The organism is Ornithinibacillus salinisoli (assembly GCF_042684965.1).
Lineage (GTDB): Bacteria > Bacillota > Bacilli > Bacillales > Amphibacillaceae > Ornithinibacillus > Ornithinibacillus salinisoli.
Genome location: NZ_JBHUMI010000016.1, coordinates 452,309 through 475,749, shown reverse-complemented (window position 1 = coordinate 475,749; position 23,441 = coordinate 452,309). Strand labels below are relative to the sequence as shown.

The 23,441-nt window shown below is 34.8% G+C and carries 28 protein-coding genes; 1 reads left to right on the top strand and 27 read right to left on the bottom strand.

Going from position 1 to position 23,441, the window contains the following annotated elements; translation table 11 throughout:
* Nucleotides 1-53: 53 nt before the first annotated feature.
* The 9 genes from ccsB to ACFSTA_RS13045 form a co-directional block, all read right to left on the bottom strand.
* On the bottom strand, nucleotides 54-1,250 hold the full coding sequence (ccsB, locus tag ACFSTA_RS13085; protein WP_377557169.1) for a c-type cytochrome biogenesis protein CcsB: 1,197 nt from the start codon (nucleotides 1,248-1,250) through the stop codon (nucleotides 54-56).
* Nucleotides 1,251-1,262: 12 nt separating this feature from the next.
* Nucleotides 1,263-2,906: a cytochrome c biogenesis protein ResB gene (gene resB / locus ACFSTA_RS13080; RefSeq protein ID WP_377557167.1), complete on the bottom strand. Its 1,644-nt coding sequence runs from the start codon at nucleotides 2,904-2,906 to the stop codon at nucleotides 1,263-1,265.
* 16 nt (nucleotides 2,907-2,922) lie between these two features.
* Nucleotides 2,923-3,492 (bottom strand): thiol-disulfide oxidoreductase ResA, encoded by a 570-nt coding sequence (resA, locus tag ACFSTA_RS13075; RefSeq protein ID WP_377557166.1) that lies wholly within the window; start codon nucleotides 3,490-3,492, stop codon nucleotides 2,923-2,925.
* Nucleotides 3,493-3,550: 58 nt separating this feature from the next.
* The gene (locus ACFSTA_RS13070) at nucleotides 3,551-4,285 is read right to left on the bottom strand and encodes a pseudouridine synthase (RefSeq protein ID WP_377557165.1); all 735 of its coding nucleotides are present in this window, start codon (nucleotides 4,283-4,285) and stop codon (nucleotides 3,551-3,553) included.
* A gap of 88 nt (nucleotides 4,286-4,373) precedes the next feature.
* Nucleotides 4,374-4,904 carry a spore maturation protein gene (locus tag ACFSTA_RS13065; protein WP_377557164.1) on the bottom strand — a complete coding sequence of 177 codons (531 nt, stop codon included), beginning with the start codon at nucleotides 4,902-4,904 and terminating at the stop codon, nucleotides 4,374-4,376.
* A 2-nt stretch (nucleotides 4,905-4,906) separates the two neighbouring features.
* Nucleotides 4,907-5,491, bottom strand: coding sequence for a nucleoside recognition domain-containing protein (locus ACFSTA_RS13060; protein WP_377557163.1), 585 nt, complete (start codon nucleotides 5,489-5,491; stop codon nucleotides 4,907-4,909).
* Nucleotides 5,492-5,493: 2 nt separating this feature from the next.
* Nucleotides 5,494-6,600 (bottom strand): D-alanyl-D-alanine carboxypeptidase family protein, encoded by a 1,107-nt coding sequence (locus tag ACFSTA_RS13055; protein ID WP_377557162.1) that lies wholly within the window; start codon nucleotides 6,598-6,600, stop codon nucleotides 5,494-5,496.
* Nucleotides 6,601-6,741: 141 nt separating this feature from the next.
* Complete coding sequence (gene scpB, locus ACFSTA_RS13050) at nucleotides 6,742-7,338, bottom strand: SMC-Scp complex subunit ScpB (protein ID WP_377557161.1); 597 nt, start codon at nucleotides 7,336-7,338, stop codon at nucleotides 6,742-6,744.
* Nucleotides 7,339-7,340: 2 nt separating this feature from the next.
* A complete protein-coding gene (locus ACFSTA_RS13045; RefSeq protein WP_377557160.1) occupies nucleotides 7,341-8,081 on the bottom strand; it encodes a segregation/condensation protein A in 741 nt (246 codons plus the stop codon).
* Between the two features lie 158 nt (nucleotides 8,082-8,239).
* On the opposite strand from ACFSTA_RS13045, the gene ACFSTA_RS13040 reads away from it, so the two are divergent.
* Nucleotides 8,240-8,329: a YjcZ family sporulation protein gene (locus ACFSTA_RS13040; RefSeq protein ID WP_075209110.1), complete on the top strand. Its 90-nt coding sequence runs from the start codon at nucleotides 8,240-8,242 to the stop codon at nucleotides 8,327-8,329.
* A gap of 87 nt (nucleotides 8,330-8,416) precedes the next feature.
* Here ACFSTA_RS13040 and ACFSTA_RS13035 read toward each other — a convergent pair whose 3' ends face one another.
* The 18 genes from ACFSTA_RS13035 to spoIIM all read right to left on the bottom strand — a co-directional run bounded on the left by ACFSTA_RS13035 (nucleotide 8,417) and on the right by spoIIM (nucleotide 23,342).
* Nucleotides 8,417-8,788 (bottom strand): GNAT family N-acetyltransferase, encoded by a 372-nt coding sequence (locus ACFSTA_RS13035; RefSeq protein WP_377557159.1) that lies wholly within the window; start codon nucleotides 8,786-8,788, stop codon nucleotides 8,417-8,419.
* Nucleotides 8,789-9,064: 276 nt separating this feature from the next.
* Complete coding sequence (locus tag ACFSTA_RS13030) at nucleotides 9,065-9,520, bottom strand: hypothetical protein (protein ID WP_377557158.1); 456 nt, start codon at nucleotides 9,518-9,520, stop codon at nucleotides 9,065-9,067.
* A gap of 19 nt (nucleotides 9,521-9,539) precedes the next feature.
* Complete coding sequence (locus tag ACFSTA_RS13025; protein ID WP_377557157.1) at nucleotides 9,540-9,977, bottom strand: peptidylprolyl isomerase; 438 nt, start codon at nucleotides 9,975-9,977, stop codon at nucleotides 9,540-9,542.
* Nucleotides 9,978-10,068: 91 nt separating this feature from the next.
* Nucleotides 10,069-11,376 carry a diaminopimelate decarboxylase gene (gene lysA, locus ACFSTA_RS13020; protein WP_377557156.1) on the bottom strand — a complete coding sequence of 436 codons (1,308 nt, stop codon included), beginning with the start codon at nucleotides 11,374-11,376 and terminating at the stop codon, nucleotides 10,069-10,071.
* Between the two features lie 142 nt (nucleotides 11,377-11,518).
* Nucleotides 11,519-12,934: a spore germination protein gene (locus ACFSTA_RS13015; RefSeq protein WP_377557382.1), complete on the bottom strand. Its 1,416-nt coding sequence runs from the start codon at nucleotides 12,932-12,934 to the stop codon at nucleotides 11,519-11,521.
* 113 nt (nucleotides 12,935-13,047) lie between these two features.
* Entirely contained in the window at nucleotides 13,048-13,476 is a 429-nt protein-coding gene (locus ACFSTA_RS13010) for a stage V sporulation protein AB (protein WP_377557155.1), read from the bottom strand.
* Nucleotides 13,454-14,071, bottom strand: coding sequence for a stage V sporulation protein AA (locus ACFSTA_RS13005; RefSeq protein WP_377557154.1), 618 nt, complete (start codon nucleotides 14,069-14,071; stop codon nucleotides 13,454-13,456). The genes ACFSTA_RS13010 and ACFSTA_RS13005 overlap by 23 nt, the downstream gene beginning before the upstream one ends.
* A gap of 93 nt (nucleotides 14,072-14,164) precedes the next feature.
* Nucleotides 14,165-14,920, bottom strand: coding sequence for an RNA polymerase sporulation sigma factor SigF (gene sigF, locus ACFSTA_RS13000; RefSeq protein WP_377557153.1), 756 nt, complete (start codon nucleotides 14,918-14,920; stop codon nucleotides 14,165-14,167).
* 11 nt (nucleotides 14,921-14,931) lie between these two features.
* Nucleotides 14,932-15,372, bottom strand: a complete 441-nt coding sequence (gene spoIIAB, locus ACFSTA_RS12995) for an anti-sigma F factor (RefSeq protein WP_377557152.1) — start codon at nucleotides 15,370-15,372, stop codon at nucleotides 14,932-14,934.
* Nucleotides 15,369-15,722, bottom strand: a complete 354-nt coding sequence (gene spoIIAA, locus ACFSTA_RS12990; RefSeq protein WP_377557150.1) for an anti-sigma F factor antagonist — start codon at nucleotides 15,720-15,722, stop codon at nucleotides 15,369-15,371. The genes spoIIAB and spoIIAA overlap by 4 nt, the downstream gene beginning before the upstream one ends.
* Nucleotides 15,723-15,826: 104 nt before the next feature.
* Nucleotides 15,827-17,011 (bottom strand): D-alanyl-D-alanine carboxypeptidase family protein, encoded by a 1,185-nt coding sequence (locus ACFSTA_RS12985; RefSeq protein WP_377557148.1) that lies wholly within the window; start codon nucleotides 17,009-17,011, stop codon nucleotides 15,827-15,829.
* A 120-nt stretch (nucleotides 17,012-17,131) separates the two neighbouring features.
* Entirely contained in the window at nucleotides 17,132-18,436 is a 1,305-nt protein-coding gene (locus tag ACFSTA_RS12980) for a pyrimidine-nucleoside phosphorylase (RefSeq protein ID WP_377557147.1), read from the bottom strand.
* A gap of 15 nt (nucleotides 18,437-18,451) precedes the next feature.
* Nucleotides 18,452-19,276 (bottom strand): purine-nucleoside phosphorylase, encoded by an 825-nt coding sequence (locus ACFSTA_RS12975; protein WP_377557146.1) that lies wholly within the window; start codon nucleotides 19,274-19,276, stop codon nucleotides 18,452-18,454.
* Between the two features lie 17 nt (nucleotides 19,277-19,293).
* Nucleotides 19,294-20,475, bottom strand: a complete 1,182-nt coding sequence (deoB, locus tag ACFSTA_RS12970) for a phosphopentomutase (RefSeq protein WP_377557145.1) — start codon at nucleotides 20,473-20,475, stop codon at nucleotides 19,294-19,296.
* 214 nt (nucleotides 20,476-20,689) lie between these two features.
* Complete coding sequence (gene xerD / locus ACFSTA_RS12965) at nucleotides 20,690-21,583, bottom strand: site-specific tyrosine recombinase XerD (protein WP_377557144.1); 894 nt, start codon at nucleotides 21,581-21,583, stop codon at nucleotides 20,690-20,692.
* A 4-nt stretch (nucleotides 21,584-21,587) separates the two neighbouring features.
* On the bottom strand, nucleotides 21,588-21,794 hold the full coding sequence (locus ACFSTA_RS12960) for a DUF4227 family protein (protein WP_377557143.1): 207 nt from the start codon (nucleotides 21,792-21,794) through the stop codon (nucleotides 21,588-21,590).
* A 320-nt stretch (nucleotides 21,795-22,114) separates the two neighbouring features.
* The gene (gene fur / locus ACFSTA_RS12955) at nucleotides 22,115-22,570 is read right to left on the bottom strand and encodes a ferric iron uptake transcriptional regulator (RefSeq protein WP_377557141.1); all 456 of its coding nucleotides are present in this window, start codon (nucleotides 22,568-22,570) and stop codon (nucleotides 22,115-22,117) included.
* 127 nt (nucleotides 22,571-22,697) lie between these two features.
* Complete coding sequence (gene spoIIM, locus ACFSTA_RS12950) at nucleotides 22,698-23,342, bottom strand: stage II sporulation protein M (protein WP_377557140.1); 645 nt, start codon at nucleotides 23,340-23,342, stop codon at nucleotides 22,698-22,700.
* Nucleotides 23,343-23,441: the final 99 nt, after the last annotated feature.

The following is a 23,441-nucleotide window of genomic DNA, read 5'->3' as shown; positions in this document are numbered from 1 at the left end:
TATAAGAAAAACACGACACCTTCTCTATTAAAATGCCATGTTTTCCATTATTTCTAAGCGTATGAGTGAAGACCAGCTAGAATAAGGTTTACTGCGATAAGATTAAACATAATAATCGCAAATCCCCCAACTGCAAGCCAAGAAGATTTTTCACCATGCCAACCACGTGAAAGTCGTAAATGTAAGAAGGCTGCATAGAAGAACCACGTAATTAAAGCCCATACTTCTTTTGGATCCCAACCCCAAAATCTTCCCCATGCTTCTTGGGCCCATATTGATGCAAAAATTAGTCCTCCTAATGTAAACACCGGGAATCCAATAGCTACAGATCGATAGGTTATTTCATCTAGTAAATCAAGTTTAGCATTATTTAATAAAGGTTGTATTGCTGCACCAATTCGCTTTCTCAATATTAATAACAGAAGGCCGTAGATTACCGTTCCGGTTATAAATGACCAAATTAACGTATTGAACTTTCTTCCTGCATCTGCGCCATGCATCCATCCAGGCGTTTCAAACCATGGAGTCATGACACCTTCACTAATTAACGTACTATCGTTAGGCGAGGCTATAGCTGGTAAGTGATATTCTGCCGTAAGTGTTCGACTACCGTTTTTATATTCAAATGTAGCATTATAATCCATTGCATTGAATGTCGTTGTTATAACAATAAATCCTATAAATAATACTAAGGAATATAAGACAAGCTCCAGACTAACATTCTTTAGATTAATTGATGATTGATCGATATGTTTGATTAAATAGATAACACCCGTTACAAAACTAATCGCTAAAATCCCTTGTCCCAATGATACCGTAGTTACATGAATATATAACCAATGACTTTGTAAGGAAGGAACTAAAGGTGCTATATCTGTTGGGAACATACTTGCATAGGCAATGATAATCATTGCCACGGGTAAAGCGAATAACCCGAGCACAGTAACTCTATAAATAAAGTATAAAATAACAAATGCAAATACAATCGTCATACCAAAGAAGGTCATAAACTCAAATAAATTACTTACTGGTGCATGACCACTAGCGATCCATCTCGTAATAAAATAGCATATTTGAGCTATAAAACCAATAATGGTTAAGGTAATGCCTAACTTGCTTGCTAATCCTTTTGGTTGACCGTTAGTTGTATGTTTATCCCTAATTGTAAAACCGAAGAAAAAGGTCGCAATTAAATATAGTATAAATGCCGTATATAGCATTGTGCTACTGATACTCAGTAGATCTCCCATAAAACATCCTCCTTATTTATCCAACTCTTGCTGGTCATCGACTATGCCAATATTTGTATTCTCAATTGCTTTTTCAATATCTTTTTTAATACCAAACCAATTTTTATTTGTATGAGCAGCAAGCATAATACCAGTTTGAGTAGGACGGATCCATATTCTTCTATGTTGCCAGTACATTCCTTGAATAACACCAATCATAAAGATGAGTGCACCTAATCCAAAGAATGGTAGTGAATGATCTTTTCGTATAGATAATCCACTCACATTGGTCATTTCAAAATCTTCAATCCCTAGTTTATATTGATTGGCACCAGTAGCATCAATATTTCTACCTATTCCCACAAAACTCACTTCTGCTTTATCTTCATTTGGAGGATAAACAAGAAACACATAGGCTGGGTTTCTTGGGTAATTTGTTTCAGACTTAGGGATACCATCATCATCTAGATAATAATCGGGAAAATATTGGTCTACCTTCACACGAAAACCATTATCTAATTCATACTCTGCTTTTGGCGAGGCTAAGTCAATCGTAAATGAATCAAGCGCAACCTCTTCATCATCATTTGTTTCATGAATTTTAAATGTCATACTCTTAAACTCATTTAATTGATACCCTGACTGATACACCTTATACCCATCAAATTCTAACGGATGATTCATGCGAATTTCATCTTCGACTATTTTATCGAGATCTGACTCAGAGCCTACAACAGCTTCTTCTTTACGTTGATAAATCACTGCATTGGTTTGATAATTACTTGCAATCATCCCACCTTCTTTTGCTATAGCATCTTTGAATCGCTCATCATTGCTATCATACATATCAATAATGAATCGCTTATTTTCGATATAATACTCTCCATCTGTACCTGGAACGACTATTTGTTCTCCTTCTCTAACCCAAACATATTCATTTGTATAGAATAAAGGTGTAGAACGTAGTAGTGCTGCGAGCAAGATTATGATTAAACCAATATGATTAACATATGGTCCCCAACGTGAAAATCTACCTTTTTCAGCTAATATATGACCATCTTCCTCGGTAACTTTGTATCGATTAGCTTTTAGGCGATCAATGACACGCTGCTTCTCTTCAGCAGTAACCACATCTGTTTCACTATACAATCTTTGCCTTGTTAGGAAAGAATTATGACGTTTTGCTTTTTGAAGTTTTAATGCCTTATACAATGGGACAAATCTATCAAGACTACAAATTACTAAAGATACACCTATTAATGCTATTAAAATTAAATACCACCATGAATTATATAGATTATGAAAACCTAGTTGATAAAATATTTTCCCTAAAATTCCATATTGCGCTTCATAAAATATTGCCGGATCACGTGAGACTGCTTCAGCAGGTATGTACTGTTCTTGTGGATAAATGGTCCCTAACGCAGAAGCGATCAACGCTAAAACGATTAACCATACCCCAACTTTAACAGACGAGAAAAAACTCCACGTCTTGTCAATGATGGAACGATTATATGTTTGAGACCTTCTAGCAGTTCCGTCGTACCGCATATTTAATAGTTTTTTATTTTCATTTCCATCAATATGCTGATTACCTTCAATCGGTTTTCCGCATGCTTCACAAAGAACTGTGCCTTCTGGATTCACATGACCACATTCACATTTAATGTTTTTCATTTATATCCCTCTCTGCTTAAGGCTGTATATCATTCAAATATCCTTCTAATCGTTGTAGAGATAAAGCCCCCTCTATTTTTTCCACAATTTCACCTTCCGAATTAATAAAGTAAGTGGTAGGTATTGGACCAATTTTATATACGTCTCTTACTTGGTTCTTTTTATCATGTGGAACAGGAAAGCTTAGGTTATATGTATCAATAAAGCGATCAACTACTAATTCGGTAGCATCTAAACTAACCGCAACAATCTCTACTCCTTTTTCTTTATATTCAGGATAGAGTTGTTCCATATACGGCATTTCATCCTTACATGGTTCACACCATGTCCCCCAGAAGTTCAGCATGACACCTTTACCTTTGTAATCACTCAATTGTACAGATTCTAACTCATTATTTTTATTAATCTGCTGTAGTTTAAAATCTGGAGCCTGATCTCCAACCTTATAAATGGTCTTGTCCTTGTTTATATTAGAAACAACAGCAAATACTACAGCAACGATCATGATACCTAAAATAACCGTTCTAAAAATCAAGCGGCTTCGTTTTTTATTTCTTTTGTTTGCTTTCATTTGCTGTAAACTCATGAAATCACTCCTCGCCCTATTATATCATTAAGGCATGGTGTAAAATTTGTCTATTGTTTTACAATTTTTGAGCGTTGTTACGCATTTGGTTTACTTCTTTTGGTGTGAGTGGGCGAAAATCACCTGGTTGCATACCTTCAGGGGTTAGGAGACCATATCGTTCCCGCTTTAACTTCAGTACAGGATAACCTATTTGTTCCATCATTCGTCTAACATGCCTATTTTTACCTTCCTTAAGTGTTAGCTCTAAAATCATAGTATTCTTTTTCTTCTCCGTCGAGATTATTTTGTAGCGAATTACTTTTAGGACATCCTTTTTATCTTTTACTCCTTTTAAAAGCATTCGAAGATCTTCCTTACTTGGTATACCTTTAATCTTTGCAATGTAAACCTTCTCTACACCGTGTTTCGGGTGCATTAACAAATTAGCAAATTCACCATCATTAGTTAGAAGTAATATTCCGGATGTATCGTAATCTAGTCTACCTATTGGAAAAATACGTTCACTTACCTCCGGGAAAAAATCTGTAACAACTTTCCTTCCCTTATCATCACTAACACTGGAAATCACACCGCGTGGTTTGTATAACATAAAGTAAACAGGTAATTCCTTTTCTAACTGCACACCGTTAACTTCAATCTTGTCATTGGAAGAAACCTTCGTCCCCAACTCTGTAACTACTTTATCATTTACCTTTACTTTTCCATCCAATATTAATTGTTCTGCTTTTCTTCTAGAGGTAACACCACTTTGTGCTATTACTTTTTGTAATCTTTCTAATGCATTTGTCATATTATCACCATTCAACCTTTATTATTTTATTTATTATTTACTTACACAATAATAGCGTTAACTTTATGTTAACGCTACTTAACTGTTTTTATCCAAATACAATTGTAACGACTATTATCGATGCTATTATACCAATTAAATCAGCCAATAGTCCAACCTTTAGTGCATAACCCATCTTTCTAATACCTACAGCCCCAAAATATATGGTTATAATATATAATGTTGTATCTGTACTGCCTTGCATAGTGGATGCTAATCTTCCCATAAAGGAGTCGGGACCATGTGTTTCTATTAATTCTGTTGTCATCCCAAGAGCGGCAGTTCCTGAAATCGGTCGTACTAATGCAAGTGGAATAATATCAGGTGGTATTCCAACGATAGCTAGTAATGGGGTGCTAAGGTTAATGAACGCCTCCAAAGCTCCAGAACTTCGCAAAATCGAAATGGAGACTATCATGCCTACTAAAAAAGGAAGCAAAGAGAATGCCATCTTTACACCCTCTTTTCCTCCCTCAACGAATAATTCATAAGCAGGTATTTTTTTCCAGGTTGCAATTAGTAGTACACATAAAATAAAGCAAGGTATGATCCATGTACTGATCATTGTAATTATACCCATTATTATTTCCTCCACAAACTTTTATAGTAAAAGAAACGATCAATTAATAATGCACTAATAGTGGAAATAGTTGTTGCAATAATTGTTGTTCCAACAATCTCTGTTGGTGATAATGAATTGTATTGCATTCTGATAGCAATTACAGTAGTAGGAATAATTGTGAGACTGGAAGTATTCATCGCCAAAAATGTAATCATGGATCTAGAGGCAGTATCTGATCCGCTTAACTTCTTCATTTGTTCCATAGCTTTAATTCCCATCGGAGTTGCTGCATTACCTAATCCAAATATATTGGCAGTTATATTGGATAAAATGTACCCTATTGCAGGATGGTCTTTCGGAATGTCAGGAAATAACTTTACAATGATCGGCCGAAATAATCTTGATAATGCACGGAGAATTCCTGCTTTTTCAGCAACCTTCATAATACCTAGCCAAAATACTAGCACACTGATTAGACCAATAGAGAGTGTAACCGCACTATTGGCACTTTCAAAAATAGCTTCGTTTACACGATCCATCGTACCGTTAATCATTGCATAAATGATTCCAATAATGGCCATAAAAGCCCAAATAACATTTACCATAATTAACTCAACCCAACTACATTTTTTACGATTGAAATAAGATCACTAAATAACCCTTCTTTTGGTTCTTTAAATTTTTCTAAAGTAAATATAGGCACTTCGGTAATAGGCTCTGTGTTAAGATATATTATCGACTTTCCGATAATTTCCTCATTAGTTTTTATAGCATCTTTTCTAAGAAAGTTTTTTTTGTCCAAATGTTCCTTTTCTGTATTGGTTAAAGGGAACAATATATCTGACTGAATATATCCTATGACACTCTCGTCGGAGTCTTTTAGATTATACTCAACCATCCCTTTCGACGCGATTGATTCCATATTATAATTCTCAAATCCCCAATCAAATAGTTTCATATGGTCGCGCCAATCATCTGGGGCATCTAAAGTAACGGCAATTAGTTCCATACCATCTTTTTCCGCACTAGAAACTAACGTTCTTCCAGCAGCTTTAGTGAATCCAGTTTTACCACCCGTACAATATTCATAAAACATCGTGAGCAGCTTATTTTTATTTTTCCAACTATATGTTCTGTTATCTGATTTATAAGTTGTTGTCTCAGTGATTTTTTGAAACTTCTCATTACTTATTGCATAGCGCATTAACAGTGCCATATCATATGCGGTCGAATAATGATGTTCCCCATCTAGACCATGGGGGTTTTCAAAATTTGTATTAGTCATTCCCAACCACTTTGCCTTATCGTTCATTACATGTACAAACCCTTCGACACTCCCACCTACATGTTCACTTATCGCTACTGCGGCATCATTACCAGAACGAAGCATTAAACCATAAACAAGATCTTCTAATTTAATTTTTTCACCTTGTTCTAAATAAATAGAGGATCCTTCCGTGTACACCGCTCGTTTACTGACACTTGTCATTTCATTTAGCTTTCCAGATTCCACTGCGATCAGGGCAGTCATTATCTTCGTTATACTTGCAATCAATTTCTTTTCATGAGCCTGCTTTTCATATAGTACTCTACCAGTATCTTTTTCAATTAAAATAGCATTGTTGGCAGATACACTCGGACTTGCATGTCCAATGATAGGAAACGACAGGGTAAAGATTAATAGCGTGATCAAAAGCACTGCAAAAAACCGCATTTTATTTCCTCCTACTGTTTTTATGTATCTGAATATATTTTATGCTCGTCTACTTGTGATATGAATATTTTCCACCCACCATAAAAAAATCCGTATCACTCTTACGTGATACGGATTTTCATCTTCATTATTTCATATGTATTAATCTTTTGTTGTACCTTCTTCTATTTGATTAAACCTCTCAAAAAATAAATCTGCTTCTTGCTCAATTTCATTCGTATCCATATTTTCCTGTAATGGTGGGAGTTCATCTAGTGAAGTTAATCCAAAGTAAGTTAAGAAGTCTATACTTGTCCCGAATAAAATTGGTCTACCGGCACCCTCTCTTCTACCAACTTCTTCAATCAAAGACCTCGCAATTAAGGTTTGTACTGGTCGATCACTTTTAACGCCTCTAATTTCTTCAATTTCAGTTCTTGTTATTGGCTGCTTGTAAGCAATAATTGCAAGCGTTTCAAGTGCAGCTTGAGACATTCTGCTGGCTTGAGGAGTTTCCAATAGTTTTTTAAAATATTCACTATGCTCCGGTTTCGTAGTTAGATGATACACTTGATGTGACTTCATGATCATAATACCACGTGTAACATGTTCATAATCATATTTTAACTCTTCCAACAAATGCTCAACTGAATCTGTTGAGATATCCATAATGTTTGATAATTGTTTTACAGTAATACCTTCATCCCCATTAGCAAACAATAACCCTTCTAAAACAGCTTTAAGTTCTTTCATTTCCAACATTAATCCCCCAAATAATATACAAATAATGAATCAAAATGACTCTTTTGTTTACAAGTTACTTCATTCTTCTTCATTAATTCTAATAAAGCCATGAAGGTAACTACAACATGTGATCGCGTCCGATCTGTAAACATCTGGTCGAAACTAATACCATCACGTGACTTTTTAACTAGTTGTAATACTTCTTCCATTCTCTGTTCAATCGGAATATCCGAACGTTGAACACTTGTCTCTAACGGAGCTTTCCATTTCTTTCGTTCAAGCATTTTACCTAATGCACCTAACATATCATATATCGATACATCCCCTTGTTGTACAATAGGCACATTGGTGTACTCTTTCGGGTCGAAAGCTAAAGGGGCTCTAGTGAATATTTGGTTAGAGTCGACTTCTTTTTCTTTCAGTTGTTCAGCAGCAGCTTTATACTTCCTGTACTCAATTAACCGTTGCATTAATTCTTCACGTGGATCTTCAACGTATTCCTCTGTATCATCGGTGATTTCTTGCTTCGGTAAAAGCATTTGGCTTTTTATAGCTAGTAGTGTTGCTGCCATCACTAGATATTCACTCGCAATATTTAATTCTAATCGCTGCATCGTGTGAATATAATGCATATACTGTTCCGTTATTTGCGCTACAGGTATATCGTAAATATCAATTTCATAACGATTGATTAAATGCAATAACAAATCAAGCGGTCCTTCAAATGTATCTAATTTAACTTTATATGCTTGATTCATTGTCGTCTTCCTTTCAAATACCCAATTAAATTTTAAAAAATACGTCTCATTTGTCATAAACGCCTATACACGATAATTACTATTGACATAAGTTATTAACGTAAGATAAATGTTATCATAAAACATTTATCGGAAGAAGAAAAAGGAGGAATTTAATCATGGGTGCAGGCTATGGTTATGGTGGAGGCTTTGCGTTAATCGTAGTATTGTTTATTCTTTTAATTATCGTTGGTGCTGCTTGGTTATAAGATAGTCAGATAAAGTAGCTACGATTACAAATGGCCATAAAGTAGAACAAAAATCAGCCCTATCCTTGTAGGGCTGGTTTTTGTTTATCAGTCATTGTCTTTATCTGTGGTGTTATCTCCGCATTTTGTAAAAAAACGTTCCGTCATATCGTCTGCACAAACGGAATACTTATCTTCATATAATCTTGTAACTTCATTAACCATTTTTTTGCCAATTCCCAAATTTCGATGGGATGGATTAACTGATATATGCTGAATAATTGCATTGATTTCATCTTCTAACCTAACTCCAATTGCTCCTAAAACATCATCTTCTTTCCAAAGATAAAGATGCCAATCCGGGTTGGTTTCATATTCTTTAATCGTTTGTTGCAATTTTTTCACATCTTTTTCTTCAGGCATAAAAGATAGTAAGCCCATTGCAATTTTCTCTAAATTTTTTTTATAACGTGTCAACATAGGTATCCCTCATTAAAAAACTTATCTATAAATATATTATGTAGTACGAGTTACTTACGATACAACTGTAAGAGATTGTATATATATTTATGCCCTATTATGTCAGATTTGTCAAATACGTATTAAAATACAAACCAAAACCAATATACAAAGCCCCAAATTATACTTAGCACCGCCAAAATAATAAATAACAAGAGATTCTTATTTCTTTTATTCAAGTATAATCATCCTTAGTAAGTATAAACTAATTAAATTGAAAACATACATTCATATACTCTAAAACTTCTTTTTAAATAGTTGTTTCATAACTATATACCCATCCGATTCCTTTTCCTTTACCTTAAAGGGAATGATGTTTATGATAGCAAACCAACCATTTAAAAAAATTAGCAAAAACAAATAATCGTTTGTAAAGTATTGATATAAAACAGTGAAGATCGTAAAGAAAAGGATATTACATAGTGGACCACATAGCGAGATAAAGGCAACTTCTACCGAATTATATGGTCTATTTCGTTCACTCATAGTTGCTCCACTTATAAAAAGGCTTGGTTGGAAAAATATATGAACCTTGTTCATATTAATGGAATACATTTTTCTTCCAGATCCAAACGACAAAGTTATTTGGTCGGCTTTTAATAAACTCGCACCGACCAAATGACCAGCTTCATGTATGAGTGTGCTTAATGGACCAGCTATTAAAAATAAATATAACAAAATGTATATATCCATCAATTTACCTCAACACAATCTACTCTGAAAATACGTTAACTTCCTTCATAACATCGCCATTTTTCATGGCTTTCACATGTTCCATTCCCGAAGTAACTTGTCCAAAAACGGTATGGACACCATTTAAATGTGGTTGTGGCTCATGTACAATAAAAAATTGACAACTACCTGTATCTCTTCCTGCGTGAGCCATAGATAATGTACCTTCGACATGTTTATGTGGATTACCTTCTGTTTCACAATTAATCGTATAACCAGCTGATCCTGTCCCGTTTCCAATTGGGCACCCACCTTGGCTAACAAAACCATCAATTACTCTATGAAATGTTAAACCATCATAAAACTTCTCATTTACAAGATTTTCAAAATTAGCTACCGTATTCGGTGCCTCATTTGGATAAAGTTCAAATTCAATTTTATTTCCATCTTCCATTACAAAATATCCTTTTTTAGTCATCACAAAATCTCCTATCTAAACTTATAATACTATTTACATATCATGGTATCACGTAAATAAAAAAATGCAAAGCTGATAAAATGTGTTTACGTTACTCATATGATAGATCATTGCGAATGATATCATCATATGTTTCTCGTTTAATGATCAATTTATCCTGACCATTCTCAACAAAAACCACGGCAGCTTTAGAGAAGCGATTATAATTATTTGCCATGGAATATCCATATGCTCCAGTAGAAAAAACAGCCAAAATATCTCCATTATTTACCTCTGGAAGTGGTAGATCCCAAATCAACATATCTCCTGATTCACAGCACTTCCCAGCAACAGAAACTTCTGTCGTATTCGGTTGATCAGCTCTATTTGCGATTACACCTTCATATTTTGCTTGATACAAAGCAGGTCTTAAATTATCCGTCATACCACCATCAACCGCAATATAGTTTCGAACTCCAGGAATTTCTTTTGTTGACCCTATAGTGTAAAGTGTAATTCCGGCATTCCCGACAATTGACCGTCCCGGCTCGATCCAAATTTCGGGCATTGGGAATTGTAAATGACTAATATGTTTTTTTACCGTTAATACTAATTCATCTACATATTGGGCTAATGGTAAAGGAGAATCCTCTTTCGTATATCTAATTCCAAAACCACCACCGAAGTTTAATACTTCTGGAGTGTAATTATACACACTATGCCATTTAGCTAGTTCGTCAAATAATATTTCAGCAGCTTTCGTAAAGCTATCCGTTTCAAAAATTTGTGAACCAATGTGACAATGTAACCCTTTAAAGTGTATACGATCATGGTTATCTAATTGTGTAAAGGCTTTTTCGGCCTGTCCATTAGCTAAATTAAACCCAAACTTAGAATCTTCATTTCCGGTCATAATATATTGGTGAGTCTTTGATTGAATACCTGGAGTTACCCTTAATAACACATTCATATTTTTGTCATGCTCATCTAACAATCGGTTCAACAGCTCAATTTCATAGAAATTATCGATAACAATACAGCCAATATTATTTTCAATAGCTAAAGTCAATTCGTCAATACTTTTGTTATTCCCATGTAAATGGATCTTTTCTGTTGGAAAATCGGCCTTTAATGCTGTATACAGCTCTCCCTCAGAAACAACATCTATGGATAGTCCTTCCTGTTTCATTACTTGTAAGATAGCAATGGATGAAAATGCTTTACTAGCATATGCCACTTGCGCAGAAACTCCTAGTTCCTTAAACGTATTGACAAATGCACGGCAATTTTCGCGAATAATGGAAACATCATATACATAAAGAGGTGTTCCGTATTTCTTTGCTAGTCCAACCGTATCTAGTCCACCTATTACTAGATGTCCTTCCTTATTAACTTGAAAAGGATGACCCGCTAATTTCATTCCTATTTTCCTCCATATAGTAAATTTCGTAAGTTGTTTAAATAATACATACTTTATCATAATCGGTACAAAAACGAAAGAAATAACCCCGCAATGTAAAGGCATTACGGGGATCAACATTTGATATTTATGATAAATTTGATTATTTTACAGGTTGACGATAATTATTTTTAGGGTGAACTATACTAGGTCGGCTATTTGTCCTTGGTACAGGAATTCGTATCAGAATGTGTAGCAACGCCGTCGCATTAAATGGAATTAGCGGCCACATGTAAGGTGTGCGAATAGAACGCAAATTGGCTAAATAGACTATAAATAGCGTAAAACTTATTAAAAACCCTATTAGACCGAATATTGCAGTTGATAGCACTAAAAATACATTTGCAATCTTATTTGCTACGCTTAATTCATAGCTAGGTGTTACGTACGAACCAATCGCACTGATGGATATATATAAAATTACTTCTGGGCTGAACATCCCGACATCAATAGCAATTTGTCCAATTAACACAGCAGCAATCAAGCCCATAGCAGTTGATAATGCAGTTGGCGTATGAATTGCTGCCATCCTTAAAAATTCAATGCCAATTATCCCTAAAACAATTTGCATAACAATCGGTACATTTCCTACATCATTAGGGCCAATAAAAGTTAATGCCTTTGGTAGTAGTGAAGGATCAATGACAAATAGCAACCACACAGGTAACAAAAATAGCGATGCAAAGATAGCTAGAAATCGTGCCCATCTTATAAATGTTCCAACCATAGGAACTTGTCTATGTTCCTCAGCGTGTTGCACATGGTGAAAAAATGTTGTTGGTAGAATAATCACACTTGGGGAGGTATCAACTAGAATGAGTACATGACCTTCTAATAAATGACTTGCAGCCACATCTGGTCTTTCCGTGTACCTCACTAGCGGATATGGATTCCAATTGCGACCAACGATATATTCTTCCAACGTTTTTTCAGCCATCGATATTCCATCAATTTCTATCTTATCAATTTTATCTTTGATTAATTTAACCAATCCTGGATCCGCGATATCCTTAATATAACTAACACAAACATCTGTTTTCGACCGTTCTCCAACCTTTAACATTTCGTGACGTAATCGTGTATCACGTATTCTTCTTCTGGTGAGTGCTGTATTCTCTACTATATTTTCTGTAAATCCATCTCGAGATCCCCTAACCACGCGTTCTGTATCAGGCTCTTCCGGGGTACGTCCAGGATAACTACGCGTATCTACAACAAACGCATACTTCTCTCCATCAATAAATACTACGATTAAACCTGATAGGATTTGATCTACAGCATCATCCATGGACTTAATCGTTTCAACTTGTTGATGAATTAATCTGTTTTCTACGATTTCAGGTACTTTTCGTTTATTTGTCTCATGATCATTCATATTCACAAGCTCTTTAATTAGCTCTTGAACAATAAGACTATCTACTAACCCTGTGAGATAATAAAGCTGAATACTTTTCTTTAATAAGAATACTTCTCGAAAACCAACATCATATGAAGTACCGACACCAACTCTTTCTTTCATATATGCTAAGTTATCATTGATTTTCGGAGATATTGGACTTTTACTCAAGTTTACTCACTCCTAATACCTTGTGCAATTTATACGAGGCAATGAATTGGTAATCGCAATCTGTCTTACCTTACTAATATTAGCCATTGAAACAAAGATCCAGCAATCTTACCGAAAACGACAGCCATTAATAACCATAATAATTGCCGCTCCAGTCCTATTCGTTTGGTTATTATCGGGAATACATTTAATACTTCGGTTAATGCAGCTGCTAGCATGCCATTAAACACGCCATGAAATACTCCCCAAATTAATAGTGTAACGAACGGTTGATTCCAGGAAACATCGGTAAATGATAAATAAGTACCAAAAATGGAGCCACCAATAACACAACCAATTAGCACTTTAATTAAACGATTTCCCTTGGTTAACTGAATTAAGCGAGGAATAATGCCTAACACTGTTAAAAAAGCTACAAAACCACTACCTACAGCAAGCCCCCCAGCAAATCCAATAAAAATTTGTATCGTATTAACGAGAATAGTCTGTATCATTTAACTTGTTTTCATGATGAATAATGTAATGATCTAGGGCTTGCTGGTAGTTAAAAATTTCAACTTCAAGAGGACTTGGCTCTTCATTAAATCGTTTATTAAACCAATGATTAAAAAATAGCAGCATCCCAACACCAAGGCCAATGGAATAAGGAATTTGAATCCATAATGGAAACTTATTCTCTCTGCCTGTTAATAAAAAATGTAATTTTTGATGGACTTCTTGCATACTGACATCATAATGAAAATTCATGATTGTCATCGCAGTTCCTATAAATAATAGGATCCATACAAAGCTAATTATTAATGTAGAAGGTAATTTCCTTTGCTTGTATATCCGTACAATTGTCTGTGTTGGACCAACTATTTGAATTTCTATATCAGGGAATAAACGATGTAGATGTTCAATAATTAAAAAACTGTCAATAACAACCAAATCTTGGTCCTTTTCCGTAATGCGATAGATCCTCATATTCTCCAATGCCTTTTTATGCTTTGTTTGCGTAATAATGAAGGCGATATCTTTTAACTGAAGCTCTTGCATCTTTTCTAGTTCAAGATTTTTTTTCATCCTTAAATAAACAATGTCAGCCACAGATTATTCCACCTTTTCTCGTTCGATACTACATAGTATTTGTATAAAAGAGAATAATTATCATAAAAAAACCACCACAATTAGTGGTGATTTTTATGGATCCATTTTATTTTTCATTTCAAATAGTATTTTCTTTTCTAAACGAGAAACTTGCACCTGTGAGATACCTAATCTTTCGGCAACCTCTGATTGGGTTTTATCTTTGTAATACCGTAAATATAATATTAACCGTTCTCGCTCGTTTAACCCTCTTATTGCTTCTTGTAATGTCAGTTTATCAAACCAATTGGAATCTTGGTCTGCAATTTGATCTAAAAGCGTAATGGGATCCCCGTCATTTTCAAATACTGTTTCATGTATGGAATGAGGTGCCTTAGCAGCTTCTTGTGCATGTACTACTTCTTCTGGGCTAATTTCTAGCGCGTCCGCAATTTCATTTACCGTAGGTGACCTTCCATGCTGTTTGGTTAATTCATCTTTCTTTTTACGTATTTTATTACCAACTTCTTTTAGTGATCTACTTACCTTTACACTACCATCGTCTCGTAAGAATCGTTGAATTTCTCCAATAATCATTGGTACAGCATAAGTAGAGAATCGAACATCATATGATAAATCAAATTTATCGATAGATTTTATCAAACCAATACTTCCGATTTGAAATAGATCATCTGGGTCATATCCTCTATTCATGAACCGTTGAACAACAGACCAAACTAAACGGATATTTCGTTCAACTAATATGTCTCTAGCATGTTTATCTCCTTGTTGACTTCTAGCTATATAATCTTTTACTTGGTCATCTGTTAAGGACTCTTTTTGCTTATTATTTTTCACATTAACGTCCATAGGCGCGGCCCCTAATTATAAACCGTTTTGCTATTAGTGAGCTGCTTCTTCATTCGAACGACCGTTCCTTCGTCCGGCTTAGATATAACCTCAACAGAATCCATAAAATTTTCGATGATCGTAAAACCCATTCCAGATCTTTCCAAATCTGGCTTGGATGTAAATAATGGTTGTCTTGCTTCATTTATATCCTTAATCCCAATCCCATAATCTTTAATCGTTAGCTCAATTTCTCCTTCGTACAATATACATGAAATTTCAATTTTATGATCCGGCTCATTATTATAGCCGTGGATGACAGCATTCGTTACTGCTTCTGACACAACGGTTTTAATCTCAGTCAGTTCATCCATTGTAGGATCAAGTTGTGTAACGAATGCTGCGACAGTCACCCTCGCAAACGACTCATTTTGACTTACACTTGAAAACTCAATAAACATTTCATTTTTCATGAAGCCACCCCCAACGTTTCTAATGCAAATTCCTCGCTCTCCTCTAAACGAACGATCTTAAATAACCCCGACATTTCAAACAAACGTTTGATTGTTGGTGGGACAGAACATACTACCATTTCTCCACCCAATTGCAAAACTTCCTTGTATCTTCCAAGAACAACACCTAAACCTGAACTATCCATAAAAGAAACGGATTCCAAGTTAAGTATGACGTGTTTTACTGAATTCGTATATAACGTTTCCTTCCATTTATCCCGCAAGTTCTCTGACTCATGGTGATCCAATTCACCGGCTAACCTTACAATAAGCACATCTTCTTTAACATTAAACGTATACGTTAAACCCATTTAATTTCCTCCTTACAAATCCTTGTAAGTATTGATTCTTGATTAAATGGGCAATTTCCTGCCTGTTGACAAAAGTAGAAGAAAATCGTGTTTTAACGTATAAATTACTGAAATTTCGACAATCGTTGCAAGGATCGTTTAAATAAAGTCATAAAGGATGCTTTTTCAACATCGACTTCAACGATCAAAGGGGTTTCTGACAATATTTTATCTTCATTTTTCACCGTTAAAATACCTACCTGGTCACCTTTTTGAAGTGGAGCTTGCAGGTTTTCATCTATATCTACAGATGTCGTGATATTTTCGATAGACTCACCTTTTTTATATATGGTACTTATCGATTGTGATGCAACAATATCAATACTTTTTTGCTCAGCCTTTAATAATTCCAAATTTGTAATTACTTGCCCTTTATCAAATAATTTTTTTGTATCAAAGTGATTAAAAGCAAAGTCTAACATATTTGAAACAGTAGCATTACGTTCTTTTGGTGTTTCCACCCCCATCACTACTGCAATAACACGCATATCATTTTTCTTTGCTGTAGCTGTTAAGCAATACTTGGCTTCATTTGTAAATCCTGTTTTTAAGCCATCAACTCCAGGATAAAACCTTACCAATTTATTGGTATTCACTAGCCAAAATTCATCTTCTTTACCTTTACGTAAATAGTCTTCATATATAGATGTATACTCCGTTATTGATTCATACTTTAATAATTCCTTGGCGATAACGGCCATATCGTGTGACGTACTATAGTGGTCATCAGCTGGCAATCCAGATACATTCTGAAATTTCGTGTTCTTTAAATTTAGTTCTTTTAATTTATCATTCATTCTTCCAACAAAAGCTTCTTCACTTCCAGCTATTCTTTCAGCTAAAGCAACACTAGCGTCATTTCCAGATGCAATTGCAATCCCTTTTAATAGATCATTTACAGACATTTCTTCTCCAGCTTCTAGAAAAATTTGGGATCCTCCCATAGAGGCTGCATTTTCACTAATTCTGATCATTTCGTCTTTTTTCAAATTTCCTTTTTCTAACTCTTCCATGATTAATAAAAGGGTCATAATTTTGGTCATACTAGCAGGTGGTAATTTTTCATTTGCATTTTTATCAAACAGTACCTTGCCCGTGTCTCGCTCAATCAATATAGCAGATTTAGCATCTGGAGCAAGATCTAAAGAATCATTCGTCTCACTTGCATTACCCTCTTCTGCATACACAGATACATTTAATGAACATATTGCAAGTAATGAAACACAAATCATTAGAGCATATTTTTTCATTGTTATACCTCCAGCAATCAATATACATTTAGGATTGCCATGATTCAATAATTTTATAACTATAAGCAAGAAAAAGCACATGAATATTCATGTGCTTTCAAACTCCTGTAACATTTGTGTTTATTCGGTTATAATTTCATGAACGAGTAACGGTGCTTTTACGGATGATTCCACTATTTCAATACTCTCATATAGTTTGTTCTGTACCTCTTGAATATCCGATTGATTAGCGTGGATCGTTAGGAGCGGTTCACCAATTTCAACTTTATCGCCAACTTTTTTGTGTAAAACAATCCCAACTGCTAAATCAATTTCAGACTCTTTCGTTGCTCTTCCAGCACCTAACATCATTGCTGCAGATCCGATTTGGTCTGCAATGATAGATGCAACAGTTCCACCTTTTTTAGCTGGTAATTCAACCATTTTCGAAGCTTTGGGAAGTAAGGTTGGATCTTCTGCAACACTAATATCTCCACCTTGGGAACGTAAGAATGTTTTAAATTGCTCAAACGCTTTTCCATTGTGTAAGTTTTCTTCTAATCTAGCTTTTGCTTCATCAAGGCTATTGGCTTTATTTCCTAATACTACCATCTGACTACCTAAGGTTAAACATAATTCTGTCAAATCCTCTGGCCCCTTGCCTTGCAATGTTTCAATGGCTTCTTTCACTTCTAATGCATTGCCAATCGCATTACCTAAAGGTTGACTCATATCAGAAATGACAGCCATCGTTTTTCTTCCCACATGATTACCGATAGAAACCATTGCTTTTGCTAATTCCTTCGCATCATTTAAATCCTTCATGAATGCTCCAGCACCTGTTTTTACATCTAGAACTATCGCATCCGCACCGGCAGCAATTTTTTTACTCATAATAGAACTAGCTATTAATGGGATAGAATTTACTGTAGCTGTGACATCCCTTAAACTATATAATTTTTTATCGGCAGGAGTTAAGTTACCTGATTGGCCAATTACGGCAACTTTGTTTTGATTTACAAGGGATATAAATTCATCATTTGTAATCTCCACATGAAATCCTGGGACGGATTCTAATTTATCAATCGTACCACCAGTATGTCCTAACCCTCTCCCACTCATTTTAGCAACTGGAACACCTAAGGATGCTACTAATGGTGCCAAAATTAATGTTGTTGTATCGCCCACTCCACCTGTAGAGTGCTTATCAACTTTAATCCCTGATATTTCGGACAGGTCGATTTGGTCACCTGACTGAACCATTACAGTTGTTAATATAGCTCTTTCTTTTTCCGTCATGTCTTGAAAGTAAATAGCCATTAATAGTGCACTAACCTGATAATCAGGGATATCTCCCTTCGTATAGCCATTAATAAAAAACTGTATTTCTTCGTCAGTTAATTCTTTTCCATCACGTTTATTTTCGATGATGTCGTACATTCTCATGTGTATCATCCTCTGTTATGAATTTGGTAAGTCACTAATTATCTTTTTCACGAAACGTAAGAAATCTTCTCTTACTTTTTCAGTTGTTTCTATAACTTCTTGGTGTGTGAGAGGTTGGTCTAAAATTCCTGCTGCCATATTAGAAATACAAGAAATACCTAAAACTCGTAATCCAGCATGACCCGCAACAGTTACTTCAGGAACGGTAGACATTCCAACTGCATCTCCACCTACTGTTCTTAACATTCTTACCTCTGCCGGAGTCTCATACACCGGTCCAGTATTACCAACATAAACACCTTCACGAACTGTAATTCCGATTTCATTTGCACAATTCTTTGCAAACTGTATATATTCCGGATCATATACTTTCGACATGTCAGGAAAACGTGCCCCTAATTCATCATCATTAGGGCCAATTAATGGATTCGTACCCATGTTATTAATATGATCTGTAATAATCATTAAGTCCCCAGGCTCGAAGGATTCATTTATTCCCCCAGCAGCATTTGTCACGATAATGGATTCAATGCCTAATTGTTTCATTACTCGAACAGGAAATGTAACTTGTTGCATAGAATAGCCTTCATAAAAATGAAACCTACCCTGCATTGCAATAACCTGTTTTCCTTCTAATGTTCCTATTACTAACTGTCCTTTATGTCCGGACACTGTTGATTCTGGAAAATGGGGAATATCTTTATATGAAATGAAAGTTTTATTTTCAATTTCTTCTCCTAATACACCCAAACCAGACCCAAGAATTAATCCTAGAGTTGGTGTTTTAGATAACTTTTCTTTTATAAATTGACTTGCTTCTTTAATTGATACTTGATCCATTTTTACATCCATCCCTTTTATTTTCTTATCTCATTTAAAAAGCTTTTTCCAAACTCAGGTTTTGTTACTTGAAAGTTCTCTGCAATGGTTGCTCCAATGTCAGCAAATGTATTTCGCAAAGGAATCTCCGTTCCATCATTAATAGAAGTATGATAGACAACTAACGGAACAAACTCACGGGTATGATCTGTACCATGATGAACAGGATCATTTCCATGATCAGCTGTAATAATTAGTAAGTCGTCAGATTGAAGCTTTTCTAATACTTCAGGTAGTCTCTTATCAAAAGCTTCTAATGCTTCTCCATAACCTTGTGGGTCGCGACGGTGTCCATACTTAGCATCGAAATCAACTAAGTTTAAGAAGCTTAAACCGTTAAAATCTTTATCCATGGATTCCACCAGTTTCGTCATACCGTCATCATTATCTGTAGTACGAATTGCCTCTGTTACACCTTCTCCATCATAGATATCAGAGATTTTGCCAATTGCAATGACATCATACTTTTCATCTTGCAACGTATTCATGACAGTACGACCAAATGGTTTAAGTGCGTAATCATGTCGATTAGAAGTACGTTCGAAAGCACCAGGTTTTCCAATGAATGGTCTCGCAATAACTCGACCAACCATATATTTTTCATCTAAAGTTAGCTCTCTTGCTATTTCACAAATTCGATATTGCTCTTCTATCGAAATAATTTCTTCATGAGCAGCTATTTGCAAAACGGAATCTGCAGAAGTATAGACAATAAGTGCTCCAGTATTCATATGCTCTTCACCAAGTTCATCTAAGATTTCAGTTCCTGAAGCAGGTTTATTTCCAATTATTTTTCGTCCAGTCTTCTCTTCCAACGCTTCAATTAATTCAGGAGGAAATCCATCAGGAAATGTTCGAAACGGCTGTTCAATATGTAAACCCATTATTTCCCAGTGGCCTGTCATGGTGTCTTTTCCATTAGATGCCTCTTGCATTTTCGTATAATGTGCTAATGGTTTTTCTGCTTTTTCAATCCCTTTAATTTCTCGAATATTACTTAGCCCCAATTGCCCCATATGTGGCATGTGAAGACCATTCATATGTTCTGCAATATGGCCTAATGTATCAGCACCTGTGTCATTAAATTTATCTGCATCTGGCGCTTCACCGATTCCTACCGAATCCATTACAACTAAGAAAACTCGTTTAAAATTTTTCATGATATTTACCTCCTGTTGATTATATTGCCTAATATGTACGAAATATATGTTTATAATCTTAGGCTAAGATTAAGAGAGAAAAACGTTTCAAAGTTACTGCGCAGTTTACATCAACTATTAATTACTATTTATTACTCGAGAAAAACAACAATCTGATTGAAAACAATAATAAACGAATAACGTTGTATGATGTCAGACAACTAAATCGAAAAAATTATGCTCTCGGATGATATGTTTTATACATATCTTTTAATCTAGCTTTTGTCACATGCGTATAAATTTGAGTTGTTGAGATATCTGCATGGCCAAGCATCTCTTGGACCGCACGTAAATCAGCACCATTTTCCAATAAATGGGTTGCAAATGAATGTCTAAGTGTATGTGGTGTAATATCTTTCTTTATATTCGCATTTTTTGCTATCGCTTTCAGTATTTTCCAGAAACCTTGTCTTGTTAACGGTTTACCATGTTGATTCAAAAATAAGAAGTTTTCATCATTATTTTTTTTTATCAAATGTTTTCTTGCCTGTTGAATATAATTCTCAACCGCTCGATGTGCAGCATTTCCTAGGGGAACGATTCGTTCCTTTGACCCTTTACCAAAACAGCGCACAAATCCCATTGTCAAATGAAGATCACTTACCTTTAAAGACGTAAGTTCACTAACACGTAATCCAGTAGCATAAAGTAATTCTAGCATTGCTTTATTGCGTATATCTAGTGGAGTTTTCACTTGTATATTTAGTAGATTATCCACATCTTCTATTGATAATATTGCTGGAAGCTTTCTCTCAATCTTTGGTGTCTCGATATGTAAGCTAGCATCTTGTTTGGCAACACCTTCACGTATTAAGAACTGATGATAAAGTCGAATCGAAGAAATGGTTCTGGCAATTGTTGCAGACGATCTTCCATCATCTTTTAACTTATGCAAAAAGCTAATAATATCTCCTCTAGTAACCATATCCCAATTTTGCTTGTTTCCTTCTTTTTGGAGAAACTGTACATATTTCTTTAAATCTCTTTTATAGGAATTTATTGTATTGACGGATGATCCTCTTTCAACTTGTAAGTAATGAAGAAAATCTTCTAAGGCGTGCATTACCATAGCATTACTCCCCTAATCGAAAAAATATATTCAATCGATCAATAAAACTTTGCTCACTATTAAATACTTTAACTGATGGGCCTTCAGGTGGATCATAGCGATGAAATTGCTCATATTCAGAGTGCATGATTTGCAATCCAAAATAAAATAAAAACGTGCATGCAATGAAAATGACAAATACTTTAATTGCATCCCATACCGCTCGCTTCATTTGGCATTTCTCCTCTTAATAAAAACGTTAATATTAAAAGATATGCCAAAAAAGTTTAGGTTTATACATATAACTATAAAACTAGTCCATAAAAATAGTAAATTATTAGAAAGGTGGTCACCTGTTACCTAAATCCTCTTTCTTCGTTTTGGAAAAATGTGCTTACATGTCAGCTAATGAAGATAATCCATCTATAATTCCATCTATTTCAAAATAACGTATTTATGTACCTTTGTAAAATAATAACTTACCAGTGTTAGTTGTAAACAAATTAAAAATGCCTTTTCTCCTTAGAAAAAAGACATCACCACCATAAATCATCAAGCTTCAACTGTAATAGCTTTTTGACATTTTTTACAGAGCCCATGAAAAGTTAATCGATGGTCCTTTACTTTAAAGCCCCATTCATTCTCAACAATTTTTTCAACATCTCCAAGTAAATCATCCATAATTTCTTCAACGGAACCACATTCAATACATACCAAATGATGGTGGAAGTGTTCTGCGCCTTCTTTTCTTAGATCATACCTAGACACACCATCACCAAAGTTTATTTTATCAACAATTTTTAATTCAGATAATAATTCTAATGTTCGGTATACAGTAGCTAAACCAATTTCGGGCGCTTTTTCTTTCACTAAAAGGTATATATCCTCTGCACTTAAATGATCTTCTTCACGTTCCAAAAGTACTCGAACAGTTGCTTCTCTTTGTGGAGTTAGCTTATAGCTTTGTGCATGGAGTTGTTTTTTAATCCGATCAATTCGATGTTCCATAGCAGATTCCCTCCCTCATATCCCACCTTTATTATATGCACTGTGAAACGCAGTGTCAAAGTATAATGAGTATAATTTGCATACAATAATAATTATTATAATAGAATAATTATTATTTGTCTTCTGTTTAACTCTTTGTGTAGAGTGACTGAATTAGAGATTCCATTGCTCCATTTGCCACAAAAGCCTCTAATATGGCAGCAATGGAAGAAGCACCTAGCAATACGATAAACACAATTACGTATCTTGCAAATGGTTGAAACACTGATTGTGACATTTTTCGACTAAATAATTTATTTAATAATGATAACGAAAAAATCATCGATAGACTTCCAGCGATGATGTAGACCGGAATAATTAAGATATTTTGAGGCGCAATCGACAATGTGGCTAATAAAAAACCTTGCACCCCTAATTGGTTCACAATAAATCCTACAGAGAATCCGATTACTAATCCTTTAATAAAAAGAAGTATCCATACAATAGGCAGCCCAATGACAGATAATCCTAACAAAAATAGCAATAACAAATACTTTGCATGATAGAAAAAACTTTCTTTTAATATATCTTTGCTCTCAATCGTTTGACCGTTAGAAATTTGACCAAAAAATCGTTCCAAATAAAAGAATAAATCATGTTTCTGATCAAAATTCATACTATTAACGATAATAGCACCAAAGATTATTCCTGTTAAAAATAAGATTATCATAAATATATAAATCGTTGCATGTTCCTTCATATGGTCTACTAATTGCATGCTTCTTTTGTTCATTGGAATCCTCCATTCAATAGTTGCTTTTATATTTAAAAACTATGAAGAATTCCACATAAAAATACCAATAATTCTATCTTTTCTTCGAAAACCTATAAA

Coding starts and splice junctions, on each gene's coding strand:
- ccsB (WP_377557169.1), bottom strand. CDS start 1,250: ATGGGAGATCTACTGAGTATCAGTAGCACAATGCTATATACGGCATTT.
- resB (WP_377557167.1), bottom strand. CDS start 2,906: ATGAAAAACATTAAATGTGAATGTGGTCATGTGAATCCAGAAGGCACA.
- resA (WP_377557166.1), bottom strand. CDS start 3,492: ATGAGTTTACAGCAAATGAAAGCAAACAAAAGAAATAAAAAACGAAGC.
- ACFSTA_RS13070 (WP_377557165.1), bottom strand. CDS start 4,285: ATGACAAATGCATTAGAAAGATTACAAAAAGTAATAGCACAAAGTGGT.
- ACFSTA_RS13065 (WP_377557164.1), bottom strand. CDS start 4,904: ATGGGTATAATTACAATGATCAGTACATGGATCATACCTTGCTTTATT.
- ACFSTA_RS13060 (WP_377557163.1), bottom strand. CDS start 5,491: ATGGTAAATGTTATTTGGGCTTTTATGGCCATTATTGGAATCATTTAT.
- ACFSTA_RS13055 (WP_377557162.1), bottom strand. CDS start 6,600: ATGCGGTTTTTTGCAGTGCTTTTGATCACGCTATTAATCTTTACCCTG.
- ACFSTA_RS13045 (WP_377557160.1), bottom strand. CDS start 8,081: ATGAATCAAGCATATAAAGTTAAATTAGATACATTTGAAGGACCGCTT.
- ACFSTA_RS13040 (WP_075209110.1), top strand. CDS start 8,240: ATGGGTGCAGGCTATGGTTATGGTGGAGGCTTTGCGTTAATCGTAGTA.
- ACFSTA_RS13035 (WP_377557159.1), bottom strand. CDS start 8,788: ATGTTGACACGTTATAAAAAAAATTTAGAGAAAATTGCAATGGGCTTA.
- ACFSTA_RS13030 (WP_377557158.1), bottom strand. CDS start 9,520: ATGGATATATACATTTTGTTATATTTATTTTTAATAGCTGGTCCATTA.
- ACFSTA_RS13025 (WP_377557157.1), bottom strand. CDS start 9,977: ATGACTAAAAAAGGATATTTTGTAATGGAAGATGGAAATAAAATTGAA.
- lysA (WP_377557156.1), bottom strand. CDS start 11,376: ATGAAATTAGCGGGTCATCCTTTTCAAGTTAATAAGGAAGGACATCTA.
- ACFSTA_RS13015 (WP_377557382.1), bottom strand. CDS start 12,934: ATGAAAGAAAGAGTTGGTGTCGGTACTTCATATGATGTTGGTTTTCGA.
- ACFSTA_RS13010 (WP_377557155.1), bottom strand. CDS start 13,476: ATGATACAGACTATTCTCGTTAATACGATACAAATTTTTATTGGATTT.
- sigF (WP_377557153.1), bottom strand. CDS start 14,920: ATGGACGTTAATGTGAAAAATAATAAGCAAAAAGAGTCCTTAACAGAT.
- spoIIAB (WP_377557152.1), bottom strand. CDS start 15,372: ATGAAAAATGAAATGTTTATTGAGTTTTCAAGTGTAAGTCAAAATGAG.
- spoIIAA (WP_377557150.1), bottom strand. CDS start 15,722: ATGGGTTTAACGTATACGTTTAATGTTAAAGAAGATGTGCTTATTGTA.
- ACFSTA_RS12985 (WP_377557148.1), bottom strand. CDS start 17,011: ATGAAAAAATATGCTCTAATGATTTGTGTTTCATTACTTGCAATATGT.
- ACFSTA_RS12980 (WP_377557147.1), bottom strand. CDS start 18,436: ATGAGAATGTACGACATCATCGAAAATAAACGTGATGGAAAAGAATTA.
- ACFSTA_RS12975 (WP_377557146.1), bottom strand. CDS start 19,276: ATGGATCAAGTATCAATTAAAGAAGCAAGTCAATTTATAAAAGAAAAG.
- deoB (WP_377557145.1), bottom strand. CDS start 20,475: ATGAAAAATTTTAAACGAGTTTTCTTAGTTGTAATGGATTCGGTAGGA.
- xerD (WP_377557144.1), bottom strand. CDS start 21,583: ATGGTAATGCACGCCTTAGAAGATTTTCTTCATTACTTACAAGTTGAA.
- ACFSTA_RS12960 (WP_377557143.1), bottom strand. CDS start 21,794: ATGAAGCGAGCGGTATGGGATGCAATTAAAGTATTTGTCATTTTCATT.
- fur (WP_377557141.1), bottom strand. CDS start 22,570: ATGGAACATCGAATTGATCGGATTAAAAAACAACTCCATGCACAAAGC.
- spoIIM (WP_377557140.1), bottom strand. CDS start 23,342: ATGAACAAAAGAAGCATGCAATTAGTAGACCATATGAAGGAACATGCA.